Raw genomic sequence first — 25,275 nt, 5'->3', positions numbered from 1 at the left:
CTCAGCCTTTCGGGGCCAGCAGTTTCAGCGCTGCACGGATCAGTTCCGCCTCGCCAGCTTCGGGCTGACTGGCTGCAGCTTCGGCCACAGCGGACGCAGCTTCGGACGGGCCGTACCCTAAGTTTGACAAAGCCGACAACGCACCGGCAGAGGCCGCGGCGTTACCCGATGCAGGTTTAACAACCCGTTTGGGCGCAGGTTCGACCGCCTCAACAATCTCAAGATCAGGGCCGTCCATCGCCTCCGTCACCGTACCGCCCATCGCCATCACACCGGGCGCTTTGTCCTTGAGGTCCAGAACGACGCGCTGCGCCGTCTTCGGGCCGACACCTTTGGCGGATTTGACTGCGCCCCAATCACCCAGCGCAATGGCCCGGCTGACGCCATCAGGCCCCAGCGCCGACAGGATAGCCAACGACACCTTGGCCCCGACCCCCTGAACCGAGCACAGCAGGCGATGCCATTCCTTCTCGACCAGCGACAGAAACCCGTAAAGCTGCATCAGGTCCTCGCGCACGACCATGTCAGTGTAGATCGACACCGCCTCGCCCACACCGGGCAGCGCCGCCATTGTTCGATCCGAGCAATAGACGATATACCCCACCCCGCGCACGTCGATCAGAACGTGATCCGCCGCGCGGTAGTCCAAGCGCCCTGTCAGTTTGCCGATCATGCCCGAACCTCTTTCATCCGCGCCTGTGGCGCTGCGCCGTAATATGAGTGACAGATCGCAATAGCCAGTGCATCCGCCGCATCCGCGCCTTTGGGTTCGCACCCCGGCAGTTGAAGTTTGACCATATGCAGAACTTGCTCTTTCTCGGCGTGGCCAACGCCCACCACCGTTTTCTTCACCCTGTTGGGCGCATATTCACCCACTGCAAGCCCAGCCTGCGCAAGGGTCAGCAAAGCCACCCCGCGCGCCTGACCCAGCTTAAGCGTGCCCGCACCGTCCTTGTTCACAAAAGTCTGTTCGATTGCCGCCTGTTCGGGCCGGTATTCCGCGATGACCTCGACAATCTGATTGTGCAAAGACAGCAGCCGTTCGCCCAGATCATCGCCATCTGACTTGCACAAACCATTGGCGACGTGGCTCAGGCGGCTGCCACGCGATTCGATGACGCCCCATCCCAGGGTCCTGAGCCCCGGATCAATGCCCAATATCCGCATCTTTTTGCCTCGGCCTGCTCGGGTTTTTATGCTCTTTCCCTTCGATTAGCACGAAGCGTGAACATTTTCCAAGCGAATTGACCGAAAGTCTAAAAACGACACTTGTGTTCCGGGGCCGACAAACCTGCCAGTTTGCGACGCCAAAGCGTCTGTTTTCGACACGGAGATTACCGGTTAATGGCCTTAAAATTAAGGATTTTTCATAATTGGAAAGCCTTGCAAAAAACGCATAGGACACATGCAATTTCTGCGCTTGCGGAACCCGATCACCCTAACTAAATGCCGATCAGATCGAATGATCGAGACATGAAATTTAACCAGAAGGAAACAGGATATGGCTGCACTGGATACCACCCGCGCCACCACTGGCTCGTTCGGCCTTGCTGGCCGTATCGGCGCATTTTTTGCATCGGCAGTGACCGCCGTTGTCGAATGGAACGATGCCCGCGTTACTCGTAACGTGCTAAATCGTCTGACGAACCGCGAACTCGAAGACATTGGTCTTTGCCGGGGCGACATTGACGTCGTCGCGGAGGGTCGCCGGTAGGGATTAGCACAACCCTGCCACTCACTCGCCCCTTCCTCCTCCCTCGGGGGCAAAGAAAAACGCCGCGCATCTTTCAATGCGCGGCGTTTCTCGTCAAAGCGGACAAATGCTCAGTGCAGGTACTTACCCAACTGGGCAGAGAGACGTTCCGAGATGGGATCGATTTGCATCACCCAGGCACCGGCTTTTTCAACCGCTGTGCCTTCAGCCAGGCTATCGACCCGATATTGATAAGCAGACGCGCCCAGGCTGGTCAGCAAGAATGTTTTGAAGGCAAACAAGCCCACAAGACACAGCAGCAGAACCTTTGCAGGTACGGCGGACTGCACGCGCTGCGGCCGCATCACGACAAGACCATCCTTACGCATGGTCGCGCGATAGCCGCGGCTGAGCTTGGCATGTTTTTTGCTCAGGCGATGAATGCGCTGATCAAATTCAAGTTGTTTTCCAGTCATGGCAGCCTCCAAAAACCGCCCCCAGGTTGCATCTTTTCAAGGTAGAAAGAGATTGCGCCAAAAAAGTGGCGAAAATCTAGAAAACTCCTGTAAATGGCCCGAATTTAGCCCTGTTTGCTTAAGATTAGCGTCGTCCACTCACCAAATTCCGAACGATTGGCCAGATTAAATCCGTTTTGGAGATAAACAGTAACAACGTCATCCGCCTGTTCGTTGAGGATTCCCGAAAGGATTGCATAGCCGCCGACGCGCAGATTCGCGGCGATTTCCGGCGACAGGGCGACCAACGGTCCTTTTAGAATATTCGCAAAAATCAAATCGTACGGCGCAAGGGAATTCAGATCGGGATGGTCGAAACCAGCCGCTTCGACACATTGAACCTGTCCGGCCATGCCATTTGCCTTCAGGTTGGCCTCGGCGACGTCTACGGCGACCTGATCAATATCGCTTGCGATGATTTGCCCGTCCCAAACCCGCGCGGCGGCCATGGCCAAGACTGCCGTACCACATCCGATATCCGCCACTTTGTCTGCCGAAAAACCATCGTCCAGCAGGTAGTCCAAAGCCTTGAGACAGCCCAGAGTGGTTCCGTGATGACCAGTGCCAAACGCCATTGCCGCCTCGATCAACAGCGGGATGCGGCCTTCGGGCAGCTTGTCTGCGTCGTGGCTTCCATAGACAAAGAAACGTCCGGCCTCGACGGGGGCCAATTCGCGGCGCACGTGGGCAACCCAATCGGTTTCCGGCAATTCTGACACCACGAACGGTTTGGCTTCGAACGCGGCGGCGAGCACGGCCAGTGCGGTTTCATCCGGGGTTTCGGTGAAGTAACCGCCGACTTCCCACAGGCCCGAACCGTCTTCGACCTCGAACACGCCGACGCCGGTGGGTTCTGGCACCAGACGCTCCATGGCTTCGCCCAAACCTTCGGCAGCTTTCTTTCCCGTCAGAGTGGTCAGCGCGGTGAATGTGGGCATCTTGGCCTCCTGTGTCAGTTGCCACAGCGCCTAGGGCGACAGGCCGCCAAGGTCAAGCGCCGGCTTATTCCGCCGGGGCCGGAGCGTATTTCGACAGGATCGTTTCGTTTCCGGGTTCCGGGTGGCGTGGGATCAACAATGACAACGCAAGCGAGATCATGGCCATCGCAGCCGCCAGCCCGAACACGGCACCGGGCGAGACAACCCACAGCAGTCCCAGAAGCGCGGGCAGAAACACCGCCGCGATATGGTTGATCGTAAAGGCCACCGCAGCAGTGGGCGCAATGTCTGCCGGGTCTGCGATCTTTTGGAAATAGGTCTTCAACGCAAGCGCCAGAGCGAACAGAACATGGTCGATCACATACAGGATCGCGGCCAGCACCACACCCCACCCAAACCAGTAGATACCGCCATAGGCCGCAAAAACGATGGCGAGGCCCGCATACTCAAAAATAAGCGTGCGGCGTTCGCCGAAAACCGACACCGCTTTGCCCAGCATCGGCGCGGCGGCCATGTTGATCATCAGGTTAATCAGATAAAGCCCTGTGAGTTCGTGAACTTCAAACCCGAACTTCTCAACCATCATGAAGCCTGCAAAGACAACAAAAATCTGACGGCGGGCGCCCGCCATGAATTGCAGGGCATAATACAACCAATAACGGCGGCGCAGTATCAACTTCTTGGTTTGCGGTGTGGGCGCATCGAACTGCGGGTAAGCGAACAGACAGAACGCCGCCAACAATGCGGTTACCCCCCCAGTCGCCATGAAAACCATGTTGTAGGACAGCCCGAGCCGATCCCACGTCAGAACGATCAGCCCATAAACAACGGCTGTGGCCGCCGACCCCATTGCCACAAGCCAGCCCAGGATTTGCGGAGCGCGGTCCTTTGGCAGCCATTGCAGTTGCAGCGACTGGTTGACCGTTTCGTAATAATGAAACCCGATTGAGCTGAACAGCGTCACGAACAGCAACCCGCCAAGGCTGGGGAACCACGCTGTCACCGCGGTCGCAACACCCAACATGATCAATGAGATCATTGCCAGAACCTGCTCGCGGACGAAAATGATCACCGCAATCACCCCCACGGCCAGGAAGCCGGGGATTTCACGGACTGTGTGCAGTAGTCCGATATCCGCGCCGTCGAAATCGGCCACTTCGATGACGAAGTTGTTGAGCAGCGCGCTCCACCCGTTGAACGCGATGGGCATGGTCAGTGCCATCATGAACAACAGGGTTATCGGGCGGCGCCAGAACGGAAGTTTCTGCGCCTCGGATAGCGGCATGGGTTTCAGCATAGGATCGCTCTACGCCCATTTTGAGCGTTTGGCGAGGGGGCAGATGCACAACCGACCTGCACGAATGCAGAAGTCAGTAAAAACTCTGGGGGTCGATGTCGACAGTCAGGCGGATATCCCCCTTTAGACGCAACGGCGCTATCCACCGGGCGATAGCATCCTGAATCGGCGCGCCCTTGGGCGCCTTGACCAGCAGGCGAATGCGATGCCGCCCCCTGATGCGCGCAATGGGGGCTGGTGCAGGGCCAAAGACTTGCGCGCCTATTGCGCGCAAAGGCGCATCGTTGCGCGCCATCGCGTTTCCGATGTCAAAGACCGGCCCAACCTCGGGGCCTGACAGCACAATGCCGGCCATGCGCCCATAGGGCGGGACACCTGCGGCCTGACGCCCAGCGGCCTCGGCCTTCCAGAACCCTTCCTCATCGCCCGCCAGAATGGCGCGGATCACCGGGTGTTCGGGCTGAAACGTCTGCAGCAGCGCCTGCCCCGGCTTGTCCGCCCGTCCCGCCCGGCCTGCAACCTGCCGCATAAGCTGGAATGTGCGCTCCGCTGCCCGCAGGTCGGCCCCGTGCAGCGACAGGTCCGCATCAATCACCCCCACCAGCGTCAGCTTGGGGAAATTGTGCCCCTTGGCCACCAGCTGCGTGCCGATGACGATATCGGCATCGCCTTCCGCAATCTCCTCGATCTTCGCTTTCAGCGCGCGGGCCGAGCCGAACAGGTCGGAACTGAGCATGGCGATCTTGGCCTCAGGGAAGGTCGCCTCGGCCTCTTCCGCCAGACGTTCGATCCCGGGGCCGACCGGAGCCAGCTTGCCTTCGACCCCGCAGGACGGGCAGGTATCGGGCATCGGCTTCGTCTCGCCACATTGATGGCACATCAGGCGCTTGAGAAACCGGTGTTCGACCATCCGCGCATCGCAATGGTCACAGGCAATCTGCTCGCCACACGCGCGGCACAGCGTCACTGGCGCATAGCCGCGGCGGTTGATGAACAACAGCGACTGTTCCCCGCGTTCGATCCGCTGTCGCACCGCCTGCCGCAGCGACGGCGAAATCCATGTCCCCGGCTGCATCTGTTCGGCCCGCATGTCGATGGGCTTCATCTCGGGCAGCACCGCCGATCCAAAGCGCGCTGTCAGGTCCACCCGCTCATACTTCCCGGCCTCGGCATTGGCCCAGCTTTCCAGCGAGGGCGTCGCGCTGGCCAGAATCACCTGTGCGCCACAGATCGACGCGCGAAGCACTGCCATATCCCGCGCGCTGTAATGCACGCCATCTTCTTGTTTGTAGGACGTATCGTGTTCCTCATCGACCACCACCAGCCCCAGATCGCGGAACGGCAGAAACAAGGCCGAGCGCGCGCCGACGACCAATTGCGCCTCCCACTGCCCAACCATCCGCCAAACACGGCGACGCTCGGTCATTGTCGCGCCCGAATGCCATTCCGCCGGGCGCGCTCCAAAACGCGCCTCAACCCGCGTCAGGAATTCGGCTGTCAGAGCGATCTCGGGCAGCAGAACCAGCGCTTGCCGCCCCAAGCGCAACGCCTCAGCCACGGCTTCCAGATAGACCTCGGTCTTGCCTGAGCCGGTCACACCTTTCAGCAGCGTGGTCCCATAATCCCCGGTCCGCTGCCCGGCCTGCAACCGCGCCACCGCCGCCGCCTGATCCCCGGTCAGTTGCTTGCCCGGCAGGTCAGGGTCCAAACGCGGATAGGGCAGATCACGCGGGCTGTCCTCCTCGCGCACAGCGCCTTGCTTGACCAGCCCTTTGACGACCGAGGACGTGACCCCCGCCTGCTCGGCCAGTTCCTTCAGGGTAAAAGCCAAGCCACCGTATTCCCGCAGCACCTCCAACACGCGGGACCGCGCATCGGTCATGCGGTCGGGCTCTGCACTGCCCAACCGATACACCTTGCGCATCGACGGCGGATCGCCCAGCCCCGGCGCGCGGGTTGCCAGCCGCAACATCGCGGGCATCGGCGTCAGCGTATAATCGGCCACCTTGCCCAGAAACAGCCGCATCTCTTCGCGCATCGGCGCAACCTCAAGCACCCGGATCACCGATCGCGCCTTGGCCAGATCAAATCCGCCCTGCCCCGGTCCCCAGACCACACCCAGAACCTTGCGCGGGCCTAAAGGCACTTCGACAAACGCACCCAGAAAACACCCGCCCTCGGGCGCTTTGTAATCCAGCGTCCGGTCCAAGGGCTGCGTGGTCAAAACCGCCACCAGCTCACCGTGGTCGAAATACTCCTGCGCGCTCACCGCATCTCCTCGGGTCGGGGGTTTCAGCATCGGTGTTATTGGGGTAAAGGCATCCGCGACCAAGGCCAACCCATCAAAGGACTGCCCTCATGAAATTCTTCGTAGACACAGCCGAGATCGACGCCATCGCCGAACTGAACGATCTGGGCATGGTGGACGGTGTGACCACCAACCCCTCGCTGATCCTGAAATCGGGCCGCGATATTCTGGAAGTCACCAAAGAGATCTGTGATCTGGTCGACGGCCCGGTATCCGCCGAAGTTGTCGCCACCGAGGCCGACGACATGATCGCCGAAGGCCGCAAGCTGGCCAAGATTGCCCCCAACATCGCCGTCAAGGTTCCGTTGACCTGGGCCGGCCTGAAAACCTGCAAAACCCTCAGCGACGAAGGCCAGATGGTCAACGTGACCCTCTGCTTTTCGGCCAATCAGGCGCTGCTGGCCGCCAAAGCGGGCGCAACCTTCATCTCGCCCTTCATTGGACGTCTGGACGATATCAACCTTGATGGCATGGACCTGATCGCGGATATCCGCCAGATCTATGACAATTACGGGTTTGAGACCGAAATCCTCGCTGCCTCGATCCGCACGGTGAACCACGTGACCGACAGCGCCCGCATCGGTGCCGACGTGATTACCGCGCCTCCGGGCGTGATCAAGAAGTTGGCGGATCACCCGCTGACCGACAAGGGCCTTGAAACATTCCTTGCTGACTGGGCTAAAACCGGTCAGAAAATCCTCTGATCCTTTGCGCGACCGCGCGGTGCCGACAGGCGCCGCGCCCGGCCCAACTGCCTTGGACCTGATCTTTGATCAGGACCCGGCAGGCGGGAGCTCTCTCCCCAAACACACGAAATCCGGTCACGTTGGCATTTTTCCCAAGGCAAATTCGCCAAGCCGTGTTATAACGCGGCAAAACATAAAAAACGACCGGACAGGACATGAGCAGTAGCACCAAACTCAAGGACACTCTCCGCGAGGCGATTCTGGCCGAGCCTTACGCCGTGCTGGATGACAAGGACCTGATGCAGGCCCTCGTCGCCGCCAACGAGGAAGCGCGCGGAGACAACATCATCGACCTGCGCGGCATTGCCATGCAAAGGCTTGAGGCCCGACTGGACAGGCTTGAGGACACGCACAGGTCTGTTATCGCCGCAGCCTATGAAAATCTGGCAGGCACCAATCAGGTTCACCGCGCCATCCTGCGCCTTCTGGAGCCAGTGGATTTCGAGGATTTTCTCAAGGCGCTTGGCACCGAAGTCGCCGAGATATTGCGCGTTGATCGCATCACCTTGATTTTGGAAACCACCGTGGTCCAGCAAGACCCGGCAATCGAAAAGCTGGGGGGCGTTCTCACTGTCGTTGAACCCGGCTTTGTCGACAATTACCTAACCTTCGATCGCAGCGGCCCTGCCCGCGAAGTGGTCCTGCGTGAGATCATTCATCCCACGCACCGCATTTTTGGCGAACAAGCCGACCACCTGCGATCCGAGGCATGTCTGAGGCTGGATTTGGGCGAAGGCCGACTACCCGGCATGATCATCATGAGCGCCAAGGACCCAAACCATTTCTCGCCACAACTGGGCACCGATCTGCTGACATTCTTCGCCGGTGTTTTTGAACGGTCCATGCGCAACTGGCTGTCATGAGCCTGATCTCTCCAGCCTGCCGCGACGCGTTGCAGCACTGGCTGGAGGGTCTCGTGGCGCTCTCAGGGCGTTCAGAAAACACTCAGGCCGCCTATCGCAGCGACGTGACCGAATTCCTGTCCTTCATGACCCTGCACCATAATCAGCCTCAGGGGCTGACGGCACTGGCACGTATCAGTGTGTCGGACATGCGGGCCTGGATGGCGGATCAACGCGGTTCTGGTGTCGGCGCGCGATCTCTGGCACGAAAATTGTCGGCGGTAAAAAGCTTCTACCGTTGGCTGGCCGAGCGGGAAGGCTTCGAACCGACCGCAGTCCTGTCAACCCGCGCGCCCAAATTCACCAAGAAACTCCCGCGCCCAGTCGCCGAAGACGCTGCGCGCGCCCTGATAGAAACGGTTGACCTGCAATCGACCAATGATTGGGTTTCGGCCCGCGACGTCGCCGTGGTGACATTGCTTTATGGCTGCGGGCTGCGGATATCCGAGGCGCTTTCACTAACCGGCGCAGATGCGCCCTTGCCGCAATCCCTGCGGATCGTCGGCAAAGGCAATAAGGAACGCATCGTCCCAGTCCTGCCCGCCGCCCGCGCCGCCGTTGATCGTTACCTGACGCTCTGCCCCCATCCGCGCGCCAAAGACAAGCCGCTGTTTCGTGGCGTGCGCGGCGGGGCACTGAACCCGCGCGCCATTCAGGCGGTCATGGCCAAGGCCCGCCAACAACTGGGCCTGCCCGCGACCGCTACCCCTCATGCGCTGCGCCACAGCTTCGCAACCCACCTGCTGTCAGCGGGCGGCGATCTCCGGGCAATACAGGAATTGCTGGGGCACGCCTCGTTATCGACCACACAGACCTATACGGCAGTTGACACCGCCCGGTTGATGGAAGTCTACGACCGCACGCATCCCAAAGCCTGACACAAATGCAATTTCAACAAATGGGGCGTTTTGCTTTGCATCTTGTCCACGCATCGTACATGACACGCGCATGACACTCAGATTCAAAGCTCTCTCCGTCCATCTGTTCACTGCGACCGGTGCCGTTTTCGCAATGTTGGCCATGTTGGCCGCCGTCGAAGAAAAATGGAGCCTGATGTATCTGTGGCTTGTGGTGTCCTTCATCGTCGATGGCATCGACGGCCCACTGGCACGTCACTACCACGTCAAGAAAAACGCCCCCGAGTTCGACGGCGTGCTGCTGGATTTGATCATCGACTACCTGACTTACGTATTCATCCCGGCCTTTGCCCTGTTCAAATCCGGTCTGATGGACGGCTGGACCGGCTGGTTCGCGATCATTGTCATAACCTTTGCCAGCGCCATGTATTTTGCAGATACGCGGATGAAGACCAAGGACAATTCGTTCTCCGGCTTCCCCGGCTGCTGGAACATGTTCGTCATCGTAATCTTCGCGCTCGAACCCAATTTCTGGGTCATCCTTCTCATGGTTTCGCTGCTGTCACTGGCCATGTTCCTGCCGCTCAAATTCGTACACCCCGTCAGGACCGAGCGCTGGCGCGGCGTGACCCTGCCAATGGCCTTTGCGTGGACGTTTTTTGCCGGCTGGGCCGCATGGGTAGACTTCCACCCCGAAAGCTGGGCGCACTGGGGGCTGGTCGTAACAAGTTTATATCTGGTCTCAGCAGGCATTGCGCAGCAGGTGGTCCCGCCGCGCAGAAGTCGAGACTACAAGACTTCCTGAACCTCGAATTCAGTCCCGTTATGGGTGAACACATCGCCCTGCTGAAGCCCGGCCATTGCCAGATAAATCGGGCTTTGGGTCGAAATCCCCATATAAGTCTTGCCATCGACATCAAAACGAGTGGTTGAGACACACACCACGAAACGACGGTTGTTGAATTTGACAACAGCGCCGGGTTGCACCGTATCCGTCACGCTGAAATCGGTATTTTCGATCACATCAATCTTGGCATGATGGGCATGCACCGGCGCGTCAAAAGCCGCGGCCAAGTCCGCATTCTCTCGCGATGCCGCAATATCATCCTTGTCGTGCCCTTCACGGTCGTCCAACTGCGAATCTTTCAGAAACGCGTCATAATGCGCCTGCGCAGTCGCAAGTTCCTGCGCTTCCAGCGACATCAGGCGGTCGATAATTGCCTTCTTGCGGGCAGCCGAGTCTGATTGAGCAGCCATACCATTCGGTCCTTTGAATCTCTATCTGATACAAGTTGGGCCTCAAGCACCGGGATTGCAACAGAAATCCGTCCCTTAGATCAGCAAACCGGCGGCCCGTTCATGGCGCAGCAAAGCGACCTTGGTCTCAACTCCACCCTCACCTGAGAACCCACCAAGCCCGTTTGCCGCCAGCACACGATGACAGGGGATGATCACCGGAATCGGATTCGCACCGCAGGCTTGTCCAACCGGTTGCGGTGGTTGCCCCAACTCTTTCGCGATCTCGCCATAAGTTCTGGTCTCACCCAAGGGTATCGCAAACATCAGATCACAGACCTGCCGCTGGAACTCGGATCCCGCAATACGATAGGGCAGATCAAACCGCTCCAATCGCCCTTGATCATAAGCCTTCAGTTGCGCCGCTGCCTCCTTCAGCACTGGCGTCGCCTCGCCCGCGCTTCGCCCATTCCAAACCAGACGCGTAATCGCCCCGTCCGCCTCCTCGACCCCGAGGCATCCAAATTGAGTTTCAACAGCAATCATCGGCATAGCGAAATGCTGACAGCGTTTTGACAAAGGGCGCAACCCCAATCAGGTCGCGCCCCTTGCTTCTTCTGTTCAAAAATACTTCGGAGCGCGAGGCAGAGCCTCGCAAAATCCCGAAACTTATCCCAATGCCTCGTTACAGCGTCCGCACACGCCGTCATGCGCATGGCGCCCCACATCCGGCAGGATTTTCCAGCAGCGTTGGCACTTTTCACCCTCGGCTTTTTCAAACACCACCGCGACCCCCTCGATCTCGGGCACGCGAAATGCCTCGGCCGGGGCTGGATCGCCGGTAACGGTCAGGCCCGAGGTGATGCACAGATCATCCACGTCGAAAGTCGCCAGCAGGTCACGAACCTCGGTGTCTTCAACATACACAATCGGCGCGGCCTCAAGGCTGGAACCGATGACTTTCTCTTGGCGCTGAACCTCCAGCGCGGCAGTCACGGCGCGGCGGACGCGGCGGATTTTGGCCATGCTGGATTCAAGATCAGCATCGCGCCAGTCGGCTGGCGTGTCAGGGAAGTCCACCAGATGAACCGAGCTGTCATCGCCCGGGAACCGCTCCAGCCAGACCTCTTCCATGGTGAAGACCAGAACCGGGGCCAACCATGTAGTCAGACGGTGGAATAGGATGTCCAGAACAGTCCGCGCAGCGCGGCGGCGCAGGTTGTCGCCGTCGCAATAGAGCGCATCCTTGCGCACGTCGAAATAGAACGAGGACAGATCAACCGTGGCAAAGGTGAACACGGCGCTAAACACACCCTGGAAATCGAACGCGGCATAGCCTTTGCACACCTGTTCATCCAGGTCGGCCAGACGGCTCAGAACCCAACGCTCCAGACGCGGCATGTCTTCGGGCGCGACCCGGTCGGCTTCGGTGAAATCCGCCAGCGATCCCAGCATAAAGCGCGTCGTGTTGCGCAGACGGCGATAGCTGTCGGCGGTGCCTTTCAGGATCTCCGGCCCGATCCGCTGGTCGGCGGTATAGTCGGTCTGGGCCACCCACAGACGCAGGATATCGGCACCGTATTGCTTGATGACCTCTTCCGGCACGATGGTATTGCCCAGTGATTTGGACATCTTGTTGCCTTTGGCATCCAGCGTAAAGCCATGGGTCACCACGTTCCGGTAGGGCGCGCGGCCCTTGGTGCCGCAAGCCTGCAGCATGGACGAATGGAACCACCCGCGGTGTTGGTCGGTGCCTTCCATATAGACGTCAGCAATGCCGTCCTCGGTCCCGTCCTCACGATCGCGCAGAACGAAAGCGTGGGTCGAGCCACTATCGAACCACACGTCCAGCACGTCAAACACCTGATCATAGTCGTCGGGGTTGGCGATGCCGTCCAGCATCTGTTCCTTGAACCCGTCGGTATACCAAATATCCGCGCCATTTTCCTCGAACGCCGCTTTGATGCGCGCGTTCAGATCAGCATTGCGCAGCAGGTAATCCGCGTCGGTGGGCAGAGCGCCCTTCTTTGTGAAACACGTCAGCGGCACACCCCAGGCGCGCTGGCGGGACAGAACCCAATCCGGGCGCGCCTCGATCATCGAATACAGACGGTTGCGACCAGTCTGCGGCGTCCACTTCACCAGTTCGTCGATGGAGCGCAGGGCGCGTTCACGGATGGTATCCCCCATCTCGCCCATGCCGTCGTCCAGTTTGCGGTCGACGGATGCAAACCACTGCGGCGTGTTCCGATAGATGATCGGAGCTTTCGAGCGCCACGAATGCGGATAGCTGTGCTTGATCTTGCCCCGCGCCAGCAGCCCTCCGACCTCGACCAGCTTGTCGATGACCGCTTTGTTCGCGTCACCCTCACCGCCCTTGCGGGACAGGATGTATTTGCCACCAAAGAACGGCAGGTCAGCACGGAAAGAGCCGTCGTCCATAACGTTATAAGTGATGACCTGCTCAAGCATGCCCAGATCGCGATAAAGCTCGAACTCCTCCATCCCATGCGACGGCGCACAGTGGACGAAACCGGTCCCTTCGGTATCGGTCACGAACTCAGCCGCGCGGAAATCGCGGATGTCGTCCCATTCGCCATTGCCGCCCTCCGCCCCGGCCAACGGGTGCGTCAGTTGCACACCTGCCAGCTCATCCGTGGTCACGTCACGGACGCGAGTCCACTGGTCGTCGTTCAGACGCGCACGACCCAGCACATCGGCGGCCAGATTGTCGGCCAGCAGGAACTTGTCTCCCACACTGGCCCAGCATTCGTCCGGCGCGCCGGTGACTTCGTACAGTCCGTAGGAGATGTCCTTGCCATACACGACCGCCTTGTTCGACGGCATGGTCCAAGGGGTCGTGGTCCAGATCACGACACACGCATCATCCAGATCGCCCGCATTCACGACCTTGAACTTCACCCAGATGGTGAAGCTTTCCTTGTCGTGATACTCAACCTCGGCCTCGGCCAGCGCGGTCTTTTCGATGGGCGACCACATCACGGGCTTGGACCCCTGATACAGAGTGCCGTTCATCAGGAACTTCATGAACTCATCGGCGATCACGGCCTCGGCGTGATAGTCCATAGTGATATAGGGATCGGCCCAGTTGCCGGTGATGCCAAGACGCTTGAACTCGTCCCGCTGGATGTCGATCCAGCCCTCGGCGAACTTGCGGCATTCCTGACGGAAATCGACGACGTTCACTTCGTCCTTGTTCTTGCCCTTCTTGCGGTACTGCTCCTCGATCTTCCATTCGATCGGCAGACCGTGGCAGTCCCAGCCCGGCACGTAACGCGCGTCGAAACCCATCATCTGATGGGACCGCACGATCATGTCCTTGATGGTCTTGTTCAACGCGTGACCGATATGCAGGTGGCCGTTCGCATAGGGGGGGCCATCATGCAGAGTAAAGGGCGTGCGGCCCTGTTTTTCACGCAGGCGGTCGTAAACGCCGATTTTCTCCCACCGTTCCAACCATGCGGGTTCGCGCTTGGGCAATCCGGCGCGCATGGGGAAATCGGTTTTGGGCAGGTTCAGCGTATCTTTGTAATCAGGTGTTTCGGCGCACATTGGGGGCGTCCTTTGGATCATCTGTTCGTCGTATGGATCGAAGCGGTCGGTGCGAGGTCTCAAACACCTTTGCCCGGCGTCTCAGGATATCAGAGCGCCGGGGATATAATTCGAATAATGATGGCCATCTGGTCATACATGGCCGCGCTTATAGGACGCCCGCTTCGGATGGTCCAGAGGTTCCGCCCCCTGCGGCGAATGGCGCGGGTTCCATTGCCCGTCGATACACAAGCCCCCGTTATGGGTGGAATAACGACCCCACCAGATACGCGATCAACGCGGCTGCACCACCAATCAGCAGCGTTTCCATCCCTGACCGCCACCAAGGGGCCAGCGACCATCGGCTTTTCAACGCGCCTATCGCAAAGAACACACCCATCGTCATCCAGACAGACACCGTGAACGCGTTCTCGACCGACAGTAAAAACGGCAAGAGCGGAATCATCCCTGCAACCAAAAAGGCCATGAACGTGGCCATCGCAGCCTTGAACGGGTTTGGATCAACGGTTCCGAGGCCATATTCGCCCTCGATCATTAGGTTTATCCAGTTTTCGTGGTTGTCCGTGATCGCATCGGTCGCCTCGTCCAGCACGCGCCCGGACAAGCCTTTCTGGGCAAGAATTTCGCGGACCTCGCGACGTTCTCCATCGGGATAAAGGTCAATATGACGTTCTTCGATGGCCCGAATACGGCGGATGTTGTCCAGTTCGGCCTTGGTACCCGAATAGTTCCCTGCTGCCATGGAAAACCCGTCGGCCAGAACATTGGCCAATCCCAGAACAACAATGACAAACGGTGACAAACCCGCCCCAGCCACGCCGGCAATGATCGCAAATGTCGTGACCGAACCGTCAATACCGCCATAGACAACATCACGCAGCACGCCGCGGCCCGGAGGGGCATTGATCCTCTCGGAAATTTCCTGCTGGCTGTGTCCGTGCTCGGTCATGGCTGGCTCCGGCGCTTTAATGCGGACCAGCAGACAGGAAATCTTTGCGTTAGGTCAAGTCTTGGTGAACAAACCTGTCAAAGCCCGCTTGATCATCGTGCGCGTCGACGGTTTATGACGGTCCGAGAACGGCAAAGGACGGCAGACATCCATTGCGGCAACACCGACGCGGGCGCTCAGGGCTCCGTTCACCAACCCTTCGCCAAATCGGCGGGACAGTTTGCTAAGGACCGAGCCACCCAAAACCGGCTCTAGCAGATCGTCGCCAACCGCCACGGCGCCAGTGGCCACCAAATGCACGAATACGGCACGCGTCAGCCGCCACCCCCCCAGAAACCCGGAACGTCCGCCATAGATTTCAGCAATGCGCCGGATCATCCTAAGCGACGCTGCCAGCGCCGTCACAACGTCCGCCAAAGCCAGCGGGACCAGAGCCGTCACGGTTGCGACCTGACGCGCCGCGGCTTCGACCTCGCGGCTGGCGGCCGCATCGAGTGGGACAAGCAATTCATCTTCGGCCAGTTCAAACAAGCCCGAGGCGTCGAATTGCTCGGCCATACGTTCGTTCAATCGGTCACGCCCCCATTTCGTATCGTCGCGGCCTTTGTAGAAATTGATCAGTTTTTGGGTAACGTCGCGGGCCTTTTTCAAGTCTTCATCGGCCAGCGCCTCGTCAGCGGCCCGGCGCAGGCCGTCAATACGAGACAACCGCCCAATCGCGGCCAACTCGCGCAGGGCAATAAGCAGCGCGACCAGAGCCAGCGCGCCAAACAGACCGGTTACGATCCATCCCAGAACAGGCGCGCGTAGCACCAGTGAAGTGACAAAATCCCACGCGGCTATGGAAACGACGGCACCAACTGCTGCCGTTGCCAGCCCCCAAAACCACCGGGACAAGACCGAGGGCTTTCTGGCCGCCAACCTGACCGCCGTTTGCATGGCCTGCCCTTGCACTGGCGCGACATCCGGCACCGGCGGCGCAGCGGACACGTCAACCGAGGGCTCTTCGGCATCGAGATCGAAAACAACGGGACCTTTAGCCATCAGCAGCCTCGCTTCGCTTCCAGACGTATTTGATGTCCGGCAGGTGTTCGTCGTTGTCCGCTCCGTCGCTTCGGGCGACTTCGGCAAATCCGTTGCGTTCATAAAATTGGCAGGCCCGGTGGTTTGACTGAAAGGCGAACAGGGACAGTTCTGACCGCATAGACTTGGCGTGGTCCAGCAGGCGCTGCCCGATGCCGCGCCCGCGGGCCTTGGGTGCAAGGTACAGGGAATGAACTTCGCATTGGTTCAAAGCCAGAAATCCCACGACGCTGTCATCGGTTTCCGCCACAGTCACCCAGTCCTGATCAATCATCCGACCGCAAAAGGCTATGGTCTCGGCGCGCGAGTGCAGTTCCGGCATCCAGTCATGCTCGCGTGCGAAACCGTGCAGGATTTCACCGGTCGCCCCGGCGTCTGTGCTACGGGCCGGACGAAGGATCACGGTCATATTCGGTCTCCTATCAGAAACTGCGCCGCCCGGTCCAACCTGATATGGGGTGGGCCGTCGCCCGGCCGCAATGTCAGTTGGGCAGGCTCAAACGCCATGAAACCATAATCGGCGTCCAGCCATGCGCCTGCCCCGTCGCGGGCCGGCCCCAACAGGCGGGCAGGGTCTTCGGGCAACTCACCAGGATAGAAAGCCGCGTGCTTGCCATCAGGCAGAGTACCGCGCACGCAAGGAAGGTCTGCCCCCTGATGGGACCGGATTTCTTCGGTTGTCGCGCGCAGCGCCGCCAGTGACAAGGCCGCCGTTTGCGCTCCGGCAAAGTTCGCCCGGTCGCGGGCGTCGCGCGTTAAGGCCTCCATGATGTTGGTCAGGCGGGGGTGCTGCAGATGATGCAGGTGATCGGCCTTGGTCGCCGCAAAAAGGATACGCTCGACCCGTTTGCCCACAAGCAATTGGCTCAACCACGCATTGCGGCCCGGTCGGAACGCGGACAGGATATCGGCCATGGCACGGCGCATGTCTTCGACCGCCTGCGGCCCCTTGTGAATTGCGCCCAACGCATCGACCAACACGACCTGTCGGTCAATTCGGGAAAAATGGTCGCGAAAGAACGGCTTCACGACCTGAGATTTATAGGCCGCGTACCGGCGCGCCATCTCGTGATGTAGGCTGCGCCGATGGGGCTTTCCCTCGACCGGCACGGGCGCAAAGGTCAGAACCGGAGAGCCCGACAAATCACCGGGCAACAGGAACCGCCCGGGCGTGCAGTCATAGTATCCTGCATCCCGCGCCGCGTTCAGGTAATCTGAAAACGCTTTGGCCAACGACTGCGCGGTGGATTCGTCATGATCCGCTCTGGGCTCTGCGGCCTTGGCCAACGTCAGAAACGCGTCAGCCTCGGCGCGCCCTGCTATGCGGTTCAATGTCTCGGCCGACCACTCCTCATAAGACTTGTCCAACAGAGCCAAGTCCAAAAGCCACTCACCCGGATAGTCAACGATATCCAGATGAACCGTCCGCGGCCCTTGCAACCCCGACAGCAAACCAGCGGGACGCACTTTGAACGACAAGCGCAGTTCCGACACGGCGCGGGTGCTGTCCGGCCAATGAGGTCGCGGTCCGGTCAGGGCCGCCAGATGGTTTTCATAGTCGAACCGGGGCACCGTGTCGTCGGGCTGCGGCTGAAGATAGGCGGCGTTAATCCGCCCCTCACGCTGGGCCACAAGACCAGTCATGCGGCCACGGTCCTGCAAATTGGCGACAAGCGAGGTGATAAACACCGTTTTTCCAGATCGCGCCAGTCCTGTAACGCCCAGACGGATGACCGGCTCGAACAGGGCTTCGGACACGCTGTCGCCGACAGTTTCAAACCCGCGCACCAGACTGTCTGACAGGGAAGAGATGACCAAATTGTCGCCCCGCTGTTTTCGTTTCTTTCAAAATAGGCAGCGAGGACCCGACATACCAGCGCTTTCCCACCCTTGCCCGTTGCGTTGCAGGACGTTACCAGCAGCCCATGCCAAGATACGCACTGAAAGTCGAATACCAAGGAGAGCCGTTCGCCGGGTGGCAACGGCAGAAAGAGTTGCCTTCCGTTCAGGGGGCGATCGAACAGGCGTTGTCGCGTATCCAGCCCGGCGCGCATACGATTGCTGCAGCCGGTCGAACGGATGCAGGGGTGCACGCGCTGGGACAGGTTGCCCATTGCGACATGGCTAAGGAATGGGATCCGTTCCGCCTGTCAGAGGCGTTGAATTATCACTTGAAACCGCAGCCTGTAGCGATCGTGAAAGCCGCACATGTCGAGGATGACTGGCACGCCCGGTTTTCCGCGGTGGAGCGGCAGTACCTGTTCCGCATTCTGATGCGCCGCGCGCCCGCAACCCACGACGCGGGGCAGGTCTGGCAGATCAACCACATGCTGGATGTGGACGCCATGCAAGCAGGCGCAGACATGCTGATCGGCCGACATGACTTTACGACGTTTCGATCCTCGATCTGTCAGGCTGCCAGCCCGGTCAAAACTCTGGACGAATTGCGCGTTGAACAGGATCAGGGTTTTTCCGGCCCCGAAATCCACTTTCACGTCCGCGCCCGGTCTTTCCTGCACAATCAGGTGCGCAGCTTTGTCGGCACGCTGGAACGTGTTGGCGCGGGCGCTTGGACGCCCGAAGATGTGCGTGCCGCGCTGCAAGCGGCTGACCGTGCGGCTTGTGGCCCGGTATGCCCTCCGCAAGGGCTCTATCTGGCGCAGGTCGGTTATCCCCAGCCAGTTTTTTGATACGGTCAGATAGCGCGCAGCAACAGCCCGCTGGCAATCACGGCAATCATCAGCCCAGCAACCAGTTCGATGGTCGGGGCCAGCACTTGTGCGAACCGCGTTGCCGAGGCCGAGGCCAGCAAACCACCGCGTAGCCCCAAAGAGGTCCAACCGACCAGAGTCGTGACCATCGCCGTTCCCAATGCCATTGCAAACGCACCCGCAATCCCCACCATCGCGATGCCCATCTGCCACGTCAGGATCAGCACAAACAACGCGCCAGTGCAGGGGCGCGCCGCGATACCCGCGATTAGAATCAACGCCTCGCGTAAGCTACCGACATTAGCAACTTCCTCGGCGGTGGGGCCGTGGCGGTGGCCACAATCCGAACAGACTTCGCCTTCATGGTGATGATGGTCGTGATGGTGGTCGCCATGGTTGTGATGATGGTGATCGTGATGGGCTGTTTGGGACTTGTGCCGCCTTGCAAAGCTCCGCAAGGCTCGGAAAACCAGCCACAGCCCGATTGCTGCAATGGCGCCATAGCTTATAGGTGCCATGACCTGTTCGGTCGTCCCCACAAGGCTTTCCCGTGACATCTGGAACACCAGAACACCCGCATAGACAAGCACGATCGCGGTTACAGCCTGTCCCAAGCTCGACAAAACGCTGATTGCCGACAAGCGCCAGAACGCAACGCGGCGCCCCAAGCCGTACCCCCCGATCAACACCTTGCCATGCCCCGGACCAATAGCATGGAAAAACCCATAGGCGAAACAAACGGTTAGCAATGTCGCAACCGCCTCGGGCTGCTCGGCTCGGGCGGCCCTTAAAGAGCGAGCGATCTGGTTCTGGAAAGCGCGCTGTTCGCCAGCCGCCCAAGCCGCAAGCTGATCGAAGCCTCCGCTGCCCCAGAACCAAAGCAGCAATCCAATGGCCAGAGCGACCGGTACAATCAGGTATTTGGACATGAAATACGGATCTCGGTCGCAAAGTTTTCGCCGACAAGCGGGATATCGTTTTCCTCAAGATCATAGTCGGCGTCCAATGTGCGCAAAAACGCCTGCATCTGGGCCAACTGCCCGTCAATATCCGGCTCGATCCGGTCAATCTGGCATGAATGCGGCCCGGAAACGGTAACGGGTCGCGTTACTTCGTATGCGGTGTAATACGTTTCATCAAAAGCTTTGGCCGTCAGGTTCGCCGCCGGTGCCGCCGCATCCTCGACCGCCCTCAGATGAGTTGTGACGATGCGACCATCCTCAGTCCTGGCAGACGCCTCTGCCGGGCCAGACAGGGCAACTGGCTTCCCATCCGCCCAAACCAAAAGATCGCCGTTGTATCCTTCGACCCATTGCGCATCAAACCCTGCAAGAAAACCTTCTTCTGCTGGGGTCAGTATGCCGTCCGCGTCCTGATCCAGCTTCATGTCTTCAAGGATCAGAAGCGAATAGAATTCATCATAGGCCCATGTGACGCGGACATGTGTCAGGTTTCCGGTTTCATCCACGATGAACTCTAACCCCGTGTCGATAAAGACATGAGGGTGAGTCAGGGCCGGAATCGGGGCACAACAGGCCAAAAGGGTCAAAAACCAACGCATATGCGAAAGATAGGATGACCATCTGCGCCCGGCAATGCGTTTCGTAGCATGAGCGCGGTTTTCGGCCATCAATCAGGGCTGCGGGAACAGAACCAGCGTCTGCAACGCCGCACCGATCGGACCTTCGGTGTCATAAAGCACCGCCTGAGACAGGCCGATTCCAGACGGCTGCCAGTGGCAAATTGAATCGGACGCCAGCCAATCTGATACCGGTTCGCGGTGAATTTGCACGGTCAGGTCCGTGTTCATAAACCCCATTTCGGTCGTGGGCGCATTCCATGATAAGCCGTTGGCGCAATCGGCCAAAGGACACAGCGCCTGAATCGGCGACTGGACCTCATCAGACAACAAGGACGGCGCGCGCATCCAAATCGCCTTGGGCCCGGGTCCAAAACTGACGCCCTTGGGATACAGAATCTCGGTGTGGTTGGCAAAGCCGCCAAGGTTGTGACGTGTCTCGCCTATCGGGAAAGGGCCGATAACCGCACCTTCAAGTTGGGGCGGAGGTACAGCTACATTTGGGACAGGCCCGAGATTTCGACGAACCAGATGCATGGTCGTTGCAGTGGCACAAAGCGTATCGTCCAAATCATGCACGGTGACCCGGGTCGTTGCCATCGTCTTGGTATGGCGCGTGGTTTCCGCCGCCACGCGCAACCCCGCCAAGGGCATCGGGCGCAGCATGTCGATGGTCAAGCGGGTCAGCATCTTTTCCGGGCCGACTTCGGTTTCAGCGGCCCGCGCAACAAGACCCGTGACTGGCCCGGCATGACAATGATCTGGCGACCAGGGACCGCGCGCAGCTTCGTTGCCGACAAATGCCCCATCTGAACGAATGTGAAAAAACGACTGCTGGTTCAGATCAGGGTTGCCGCTCATGTTCTTGTCTATACCTTTTCCCCAAAAACAATTCTCCAGCCGGTCCGGGCGGCCTGACATCTGTGTATCGCATACGGCCCACCAGCCAAGCACTGAGTTTGCACAAAGTGCGAAGAAAATTTCTGCTCAAACCCCGAGACCAGTCTTTACGTTCCCGAAGAGAATGAATTAGCTGCCAGTACACCGTCCGGTTGGTGGTCAGAACGTCACCACACCTGGAATAAAAACTACGGAGCGCAAAATGGCCTTGCTGATCGAAACAGGACTTTCCGACTGGATGAGTGATGGCGACATAGTTCGTGAAATTAAGCGCTTGCGCCCCGGTATGGACGTCAGGACGCCAGACACCATCGGCGACCCCGCCGACATAACGATGATTGCCGTCGTCGGCTTGAACGATACACACCCAACGCAACTTCCCAATCTGAAACTGGTTCAGAAATTGGGTGCAGGGGTTGAAACGATCATCAACAATCCAAACCTGCCCGATCGCGTTCGGGTGGCGCGCCTGAAACCGGATGCCCCTGCACAAGGCATTGCCGAGTGGTTCGTGACCTACATCCTGCATCGCCAAAGAAACGTTTCTTTCTACGAAACAGCCCAGCGCAAGGCGGAGTGGCTGCCCAAGGCACCGGGCTATACTCCCGAGAAAACCGTCGGCGTTCTGGGTTTGGGACATATCGGTGCACGCAGCGCCCTGATGCTGCGTGCGATTGGGTTCAACGTCATGGGCTGGAGCCGATCACCCAAACAACTTGACGGGGTGACTTGCGTGCACGGGGACGCAGCCTTGCCCGACCTATTGGGCCAATGCGACCATGTCTGCGCGATCCTGCCGTCGACCCCGCAGACCATCGGATTGTTCGATGCCGAAATGCTGGCGGCCATGAAGCCGGGCAGTCAACTGCTGAATGCTGGACGTGGGGATCTGATAGACGAAACAGCGCTAATCTCGGCTTTGGACAAGGGCACATTGGGGCACGCTGTTCTTGATGTCACGTCCACTGAACCGCTGCCATCGCAAAGCCCTCTCTGGGCTCACCCGAACGTGATGATCACCCCGCATGTTTCGGGTTGGCATCTGGGCGAGGCCCTTGGGGATGTGGCCGAGAATTTTCAGCGTCTGACCGACGGAAAACCCCTGCTGCACGAAGTGGACCGCGCGCGGGGGTATTGATCGTTGGTCAGGGGGTCAGAATCCAGGCGCCACCAGCGTCCTGACATCTGCGAGTTCTGACCTCGCGCACCTGCTCGGTGCCTTCAGGCTGGATCAAGTGTTGGAAATGCACACAATTGTCCCGCACATCGCGCACACGAATGGTTCCTTTTGACCCCGAATCCTGACTGGTCCAATTGCGTTCCGTTCCGACCAGAGGCGCGCCATTTTCCAGCATCGAATCCGCTGTCGCGTTCACCACGTTGAAGTCCGCTGGGCTTAGGCCCATTTCAGCAATGATTCTCGACAAGGGCTTGGCGTGACCGCCTGTTCCAAAACCCACCATAGCTGCAAAAACAAATGCCGTGACCGCCAGAGGTTTCATGAATACCTCGCCTTTCAAAAATGACTTCGTCATTCAGACTATACCGCCTGCAATGGGCGGCCAAGTCCTCTTGCGACCTTCAAATAAATCCGAACAAACCTATCGCGACTCTGCCGCTAGAGGCGAAAGTGCAATCCCAGCATAGTGCCCGAAACACGAGTTAGAGGCACGAAATGGCACAGCCAACATACTATGCGCCAACCGGGGGTCACCCGGGGCAGGATCAGCTTTTGACTGACCGCGCCATGTTCACCGACGCATATGCCGTGATCCCCAAGGGCACGATGCGGGATATCGTAACCAGCAATTTGCCGTTCTGGGAAAACACCCGCCTTTGGGTCCTGTCCCGCCCCCTGAGCGGATTTGCCGAGACGTTCTCTCAGTACATCATGGAGGTTCAGCCGGGCGGCGGCAGCGACCAGCCCGAGACAGACGCAAACGCACAAGGTGTTCTGTTCGTGGTCGAAGGGGCCGTGGCGTTGACCTTGGACGGGGCTGTCCACGTCCTTGAAACCGGAGGATACGCTTATATTCCGGCCGGATCGGACTGGACCCTGCACAACCGTGCCGATGAAACCGCGCGTTTTCACTGGGTTCGCAAAGCCTATGAAGCGGTCCCCGGCCTGCCAGCCCCCGACCCGATCATCACGAACGAGCGCGACGTTGCGCCGATCCCCATGCCCGGAACCGACGGGCGCTGGGCGACCACCCGGTTCGCGGACCCTCAGGACTTGCGCCATGACATGCACGTCAACATCGTGACGTTCGAACCCGGCGGCGTCATCCCGTTTGCCGAAACACACGTCATGGAACATGGCCTGTATGTGTTAGAAGGCAAAGCCGTCTATCGGTTGAATCAGGACTGGGTCGAGGTCGAGGCGGGCGACTATATGTGGCTGCGCGCGTTCTGCCCTCAGGCCTGTTACGCCGGTGGGCCGGGCAGATTTCGCTATCTGCTTTACAAGGACGTAAACCGGCACATGCCGCTGTCGTTAACCAAGCGTTGACGGCAAATCGGCTTTTTCCCGCGCAGGGCTTCACAGAAGCGCTTGAATCTGGTGAAATAACACCTGTTTTTAGCACTGGAGATTGTTCAATGGTACTGCGCGGATCAATGCTGGCACTGGCGGCAACAGTTGGCCTGACTGCTTTTCAGGCAACCCCTGTTGTAGCCAAGGAAGAAACCAAACAGGTTTTCGTCATGAGCCGCACTTGGGCGGTGACGCAGGTGTCGGATGCGCCGGTCGTGTACCGCGCGACGCGGGACAACAACAATCTGAATCCCTTTGGCCCGCCGCCGCGCCTGCGGACGCTTCAGGCCGCAACCGCGATTCAGCAGGCCACGGGATGCAGACCAATTGTTGGCAGCATGTATCAAAACATCTCGGGGCAGTTCTTCTCGCAAGTCAGCTGCAACTGACCCCGGCACCAAACGGGCATTGAGGTCAGCGCAACGCACTGCCATAGCTTGCGCATGAAACTCGCGATTAACGGATTCGGTCGGATCGGCCGCACGATCCTGCGGCAGCTTCTGGCACAGCCGCAGGACAACGACGTTGAGCTGGTGCTGATCAACGATATCGCACCGCTTGAGACCTGCGCTTATCTGTTCAAATACGACAGCACGTTTGGCCCCTACACCGGTACGGTCGCGCAAGGTGACGCGGAACTGGTGGTAGACGGGCGCGCAATCCCGGTCACGCATAGTTCGGACTTGTCACAGGTGGACTTGACCGGCGTTGATGTCCTGATGGACTGCACCGGTGTTGCCAGAACGTCGGATGTGGCCAGCCAGGGTCTGACTGCTGGGGCCAGCAAGGTGCTGATCTCTGGCCCGTCCCCCGCAACCGAAATCACGATTGTTCTAGGCGCGAACGAAGATCAACTGGGTGCCGCGCGGATTGTTTCAAACGCATCCTGCACGACCAACGGGCTTGCGCCCTTGGTCAAGGTTCTGGATCGAATTGGGGGCGTGGCCTCGGCGCATATGACCACCATCCACTGCTATACCAACAGCCAGCCGATGGTCGACGCGCCGCGCGGTGATCTGGCCCGTTCTCGCGCGGGAGCGTTGTCGATGGTGCCGACCACCACAAGTGCCACGCATCTGATTGATGAGGTTCTGCCCCACCTCGCAGGGCGCATTTCCGGGGCCGCTGTTCGGGTTCCGACAGCCAGTGTTTCAGCGGTTGATCTGGTTGTGACACTGGAACGAGGTATGACACCCAAGGCGTTCGATAAGGAATTGCGCGCGGCAGTGTCGTCCTCGCCAGTATTGGGTTGGACGGACGAACCGTTGGTCTCGTCCGACCTGCGCACGCGCCCCGAGTCTCTGGTTATCGCAGGCCCCGAAACACGCCAGATCGGTGAGTGTCAGGTTCGCGTTTTCGGATGGTATGACAACGAATGGGGCTTTTCAGCCCGGATGCTGGACGTGGCGCGGTTAATGGCCCGAGGGTAAGCGGACCGCAGAACACTGCAATCCG

27 protein-coding genes are annotated in these 25,275 nt (G+C 59.4%); 10 read left to right on the top strand and 17 right to left on the bottom strand.

Annotation, left to right across the window (positions count from 1 at the left end):
• Nucleotide 1: 1 nt before the first annotated feature.
• Both ruvA and ruvC read right to left on the bottom strand, forming a co-directional pair.
• Nucleotides 2–673 carry a Holliday junction branch migration protein RuvA gene (gene ruvA / locus ACT2B1_RS06140; RefSeq protein WP_171121829.1) on the bottom strand — a complete coding sequence of 224 codons (672 nt, stop codon included), beginning with the start codon at nucleotides 671–673 and terminating at the stop codon, nucleotides 2–4.
• Nucleotides 670–1,167 carry a crossover junction endodeoxyribonuclease RuvC gene (ruvC, locus tag ACT2B1_RS06135; protein ID WP_171121828.1) on the bottom strand — a complete coding sequence of 166 codons (498 nt, stop codon included), beginning with the start codon at nucleotides 1,165–1,167 and terminating at the stop codon, nucleotides 670–672. The genes ruvA and ruvC overlap by 4 nt, the downstream gene beginning before the upstream one ends.
• Nucleotides 1,168–1,501: 334 nt before the next feature.
• Between ruvC and ACT2B1_RS06130 the strand changes: the two genes are divergently transcribed.
• Nucleotides 1,502–1,714, top strand: coding sequence for a DUF1127 domain-containing protein (locus tag ACT2B1_RS06130; protein WP_171121827.1), 213 nt, complete (start codon nucleotides 1,502–1,504; stop codon nucleotides 1,712–1,714).
• A 110-nt stretch (nucleotides 1,715–1,824) separates the two neighbouring features.
• On the opposite strand, the gene ACT2B1_RS06125 is transcribed toward ACT2B1_RS06130, so the two are convergent.
• From ACT2B1_RS06125 to ACT2B1_RS06110, 4 genes are all read right to left on the bottom strand, one after another.
• On the bottom strand, nucleotides 1,825–2,169 hold the full coding sequence (locus ACT2B1_RS06125) for a hypothetical protein (protein WP_171121826.1): 345 nt from the start codon (nucleotides 2,167–2,169) through the stop codon (nucleotides 1,825–1,827).
• A gap of 104 nt (nucleotides 2,170–2,273) precedes the next feature.
• The gene (locus ACT2B1_RS06120; RefSeq protein WP_171125725.1) at nucleotides 2,274–3,146 is read right to left on the bottom strand and encodes a 50S ribosomal protein L11 methyltransferase; all 873 of its coding nucleotides are present in this window, start codon (nucleotides 3,144–3,146) and stop codon (nucleotides 2,274–2,276) included.
• Nucleotides 3,147–3,210: 64 nt separating this feature from the next.
• On the bottom strand, nucleotides 3,211–4,443 hold the full coding sequence (locus ACT2B1_RS06115; protein WP_171121824.1) for an MFS transporter: 1,233 nt from the start codon (nucleotides 4,441–4,443) through the stop codon (nucleotides 3,211–3,213).
• A 73-nt stretch (nucleotides 4,444–4,516) separates the two neighbouring features.
• Nucleotides 4,517–6,742, bottom strand: a complete 2,226-nt coding sequence (locus ACT2B1_RS06110; RefSeq protein ID WP_481669006.1) for a primosomal protein N' — start codon at nucleotides 6,740–6,742, stop codon at nucleotides 4,517–4,519.
• A 59-nt stretch (nucleotides 6,743–6,801) separates the two neighbouring features.
• On the opposite strand from ACT2B1_RS06110, the gene fsa reads away from it, so the two are divergent.
• The 4 genes from fsa to ACT2B1_RS06090 all read left to right on the top strand — a co-directional run bounded on the left by fsa (nucleotide 6,802) and on the right by ACT2B1_RS06090 (nucleotide 10,061).
• Entirely contained in the window at nucleotides 6,802–7,455 is a 654-nt protein-coding gene (gene fsa / locus ACT2B1_RS06105) for a fructose-6-phosphate aldolase (RefSeq protein ID WP_170332816.1), read from the top strand.
• A 197-nt stretch (nucleotides 7,456–7,652) separates the two neighbouring features.
• Nucleotides 7,653–8,360, top strand: a complete 708-nt coding sequence (locus ACT2B1_RS06100; protein WP_171241085.1) for a DUF484 family protein — start codon at nucleotides 7,653–7,655, stop codon at nucleotides 8,358–8,360.
• Nucleotides 8,357–9,277, top strand: a complete 921-nt coding sequence (locus ACT2B1_RS06095) for a tyrosine recombinase XerC (protein ID WP_171125727.1) — start codon at nucleotides 8,357–8,359, stop codon at nucleotides 9,275–9,277. Before ACT2B1_RS06100 ends, ACT2B1_RS06095 begins: the two co-directional genes overlap by 4 nt.
• Nucleotides 9,278–9,347: 70 nt before the next feature.
• Nucleotides 9,348–10,061 (top strand): CDP-alcohol phosphatidyltransferase family protein, encoded by a 714-nt coding sequence (locus ACT2B1_RS06090; RefSeq protein WP_171121821.1) that lies wholly within the window; start codon nucleotides 9,348–9,350, stop codon nucleotides 10,059–10,061.
• Here ACT2B1_RS06090 and ACT2B1_RS06085 read toward each other — a convergent pair.
• The 7 genes from ACT2B1_RS06085 to ACT2B1_RS06055 form a co-directional block, all read right to left on the bottom strand.
• Nucleotides 10,046–10,513 carry a hypothetical protein gene (locus tag ACT2B1_RS06085; protein WP_481668769.1) on the bottom strand — a complete coding sequence of 156 codons (468 nt, stop codon included), beginning with the start codon at nucleotides 10,511–10,513 and terminating at the stop codon, nucleotides 10,046–10,048. The genes ACT2B1_RS06090 and ACT2B1_RS06085 overlap by 16 nt on opposite strands.
• Before the next feature lie 75 nt (nucleotides 10,514–10,588).
• The gene (locus ACT2B1_RS06080; protein ID WP_171210971.1) at nucleotides 10,589–11,044 is read right to left on the bottom strand and encodes a methylated-DNA--[protein]-cysteine S-methyltransferase; all 456 of its coding nucleotides are present in this window, start codon (nucleotides 11,042–11,044) and stop codon (nucleotides 10,589–10,591) included.
• 117 nt (nucleotides 11,045–11,161) lie between these two features.
• Nucleotides 11,162–14,065 carry an isoleucine--tRNA ligase gene (ileS, locus tag ACT2B1_RS06075; RefSeq protein WP_481668768.1) on the bottom strand — a complete coding sequence of 968 codons (2,904 nt, stop codon included), beginning with the start codon at nucleotides 14,063–14,065 and terminating at the stop codon, nucleotides 11,162–11,164.
• 238 nt (nucleotides 14,066–14,303) lie between these two features.
• On the bottom strand, nucleotides 14,304–15,014 hold the full coding sequence (locus ACT2B1_RS06070) for a VIT1/CCC1 transporter family protein (RefSeq protein ID WP_171125733.1): 711 nt from the start codon (nucleotides 15,012–15,014) through the stop codon (nucleotides 14,304–14,306).
• A 54-nt stretch (nucleotides 15,015–15,068) separates the two neighbouring features.
• The gene (locus ACT2B1_RS06065) at nucleotides 15,069–16,058 is read right to left on the bottom strand and encodes a YcjF family protein (protein WP_171125735.1); all 990 of its coding nucleotides are present in this window, start codon (nucleotides 16,056–16,058) and stop codon (nucleotides 15,069–15,071) included.
• Entirely contained in the window at nucleotides 16,051–16,506 is a 456-nt protein-coding gene (locus ACT2B1_RS06060; protein ID WP_171241083.1) for a GNAT family N-acetyltransferase, read from the bottom strand. Before ACT2B1_RS06060 ends, ACT2B1_RS06065 begins: the two co-directional genes overlap by 8 nt.
• On the bottom strand, nucleotides 16,503–17,915 hold the full coding sequence (locus ACT2B1_RS06055) for a YcjX family GTP-binding protein (RefSeq protein WP_481668767.1): 1,413 nt from the start codon (nucleotides 17,913–17,915) through the stop codon (nucleotides 16,503–16,505). The genes ACT2B1_RS06060 and ACT2B1_RS06055 overlap by 4 nt, the downstream gene beginning before the upstream one ends.
• A gap of 107 nt (nucleotides 17,916–18,022) precedes the next feature.
• Between ACT2B1_RS06055 and truA the strand changes: the two genes are divergently transcribed.
• The gene (gene truA / locus ACT2B1_RS06050; protein ID WP_481668766.1) at nucleotides 18,023–18,787 is read left to right on the top strand and encodes a tRNA pseudouridine(38-40) synthase TruA; all 765 of its coding nucleotides are present in this window, start codon (nucleotides 18,023–18,025) and stop codon (nucleotides 18,785–18,787) included.
• Between the two features lie 5 nt (nucleotides 18,788–18,792).
• Here the strand turns inward: truA and ACT2B1_RS06045 are convergent, their stop codons facing one another.
• Genes ACT2B1_RS06045 through ACT2B1_RS06035 form a run of 3 tightly spaced genes read right to left on the bottom strand, consistent with a single transcriptional unit; the run spans nucleotide 18,793 to nucleotide 21,248 of the window.
• Nucleotides 18,793–19,737 (bottom strand): nickel/cobalt transporter, encoded by a 945-nt coding sequence (locus tag ACT2B1_RS06045; RefSeq protein ID WP_171210978.1) that lies wholly within the window; start codon nucleotides 19,735–19,737, stop codon nucleotides 18,793–18,795.
• A complete protein-coding gene (locus ACT2B1_RS06040; protein ID WP_371808257.1) occupies nucleotides 19,722–20,438 on the bottom strand; it encodes a DUF1007 family protein in 717 nt (238 codons plus the stop codon). Before ACT2B1_RS06040 ends, ACT2B1_RS06045 begins: the two co-directional genes overlap by 16 nt.
• 3 nt (nucleotides 20,439–20,441) lie before the next feature.
• Nucleotides 20,442–21,248 (bottom strand): thioesterase family protein, encoded by an 807-nt coding sequence (locus ACT2B1_RS06035; protein WP_171121811.1) that lies wholly within the window; start codon nucleotides 21,246–21,248, stop codon nucleotides 20,442–20,444.
• Between the two features lie 241 nt (nucleotides 21,249–21,489).
• On the opposite strand from ACT2B1_RS06035, the gene ACT2B1_RS06030 reads away from it, so the two are divergent.
• Entirely contained in the window at nucleotides 21,490–22,425 is a 936-nt protein-coding gene (locus ACT2B1_RS06030) for a 2-hydroxyacid dehydrogenase (protein ID WP_171241081.1), read from the top strand.
• Nucleotides 22,426–22,432: 7 nt separating this feature from the next.
• On the opposite strand, the gene ACT2B1_RS06025 is transcribed toward ACT2B1_RS06030, so the two are convergent.
• On the bottom strand, nucleotides 22,433–22,822 hold the full coding sequence (locus tag ACT2B1_RS06025; RefSeq protein WP_171121809.1) for a hypothetical protein: 390 nt from the start codon (nucleotides 22,820–22,822) through the stop codon (nucleotides 22,433–22,435).
• A 140-nt stretch (nucleotides 22,823–22,962) separates the two neighbouring features.
• On the opposite strand from ACT2B1_RS06025, the gene ACT2B1_RS06020 reads away from it, so the two are divergent.
• The 3 genes from ACT2B1_RS06020 to ACT2B1_RS06010 all read left to right on the top strand — a co-directional run bounded on the left by ACT2B1_RS06020 (nucleotide 22,963) and on the right by ACT2B1_RS06010 (nucleotide 25,250).
• Nucleotides 22,963–23,796 (top strand): bifunctional allantoicase/(S)-ureidoglycine aminohydrolase, encoded by an 834-nt coding sequence (locus ACT2B1_RS06020; protein ID WP_481668765.1) that lies wholly within the window; start codon nucleotides 22,963–22,965, stop codon nucleotides 23,794–23,796.
• A gap of 89 nt (nucleotides 23,797–23,885) precedes the next feature.
• Entirely contained in the window at nucleotides 23,886–24,209 is a 324-nt protein-coding gene (locus ACT2B1_RS06015) for a hypothetical protein (protein WP_171121807.1), read from the top strand.
• A gap of 54 nt (nucleotides 24,210–24,263) precedes the next feature.
• Nucleotides 24,264–25,250, top strand: coding sequence for a type I glyceraldehyde-3-phosphate dehydrogenase (locus tag ACT2B1_RS06010; protein ID WP_171241079.1), 987 nt, complete (start codon nucleotides 24,264–24,266; stop codon nucleotides 25,248–25,250).
• Nucleotides 25,251–25,275 lie beyond the last annotated feature (25 nt).

Source organism: Ruegeria sp. S263, from assembly GCF_056780525.1.
Note: the sequence above shows the minus strand (reverse complement) of the source record. Positions and strands in the feature narration are given on the sequence as shown.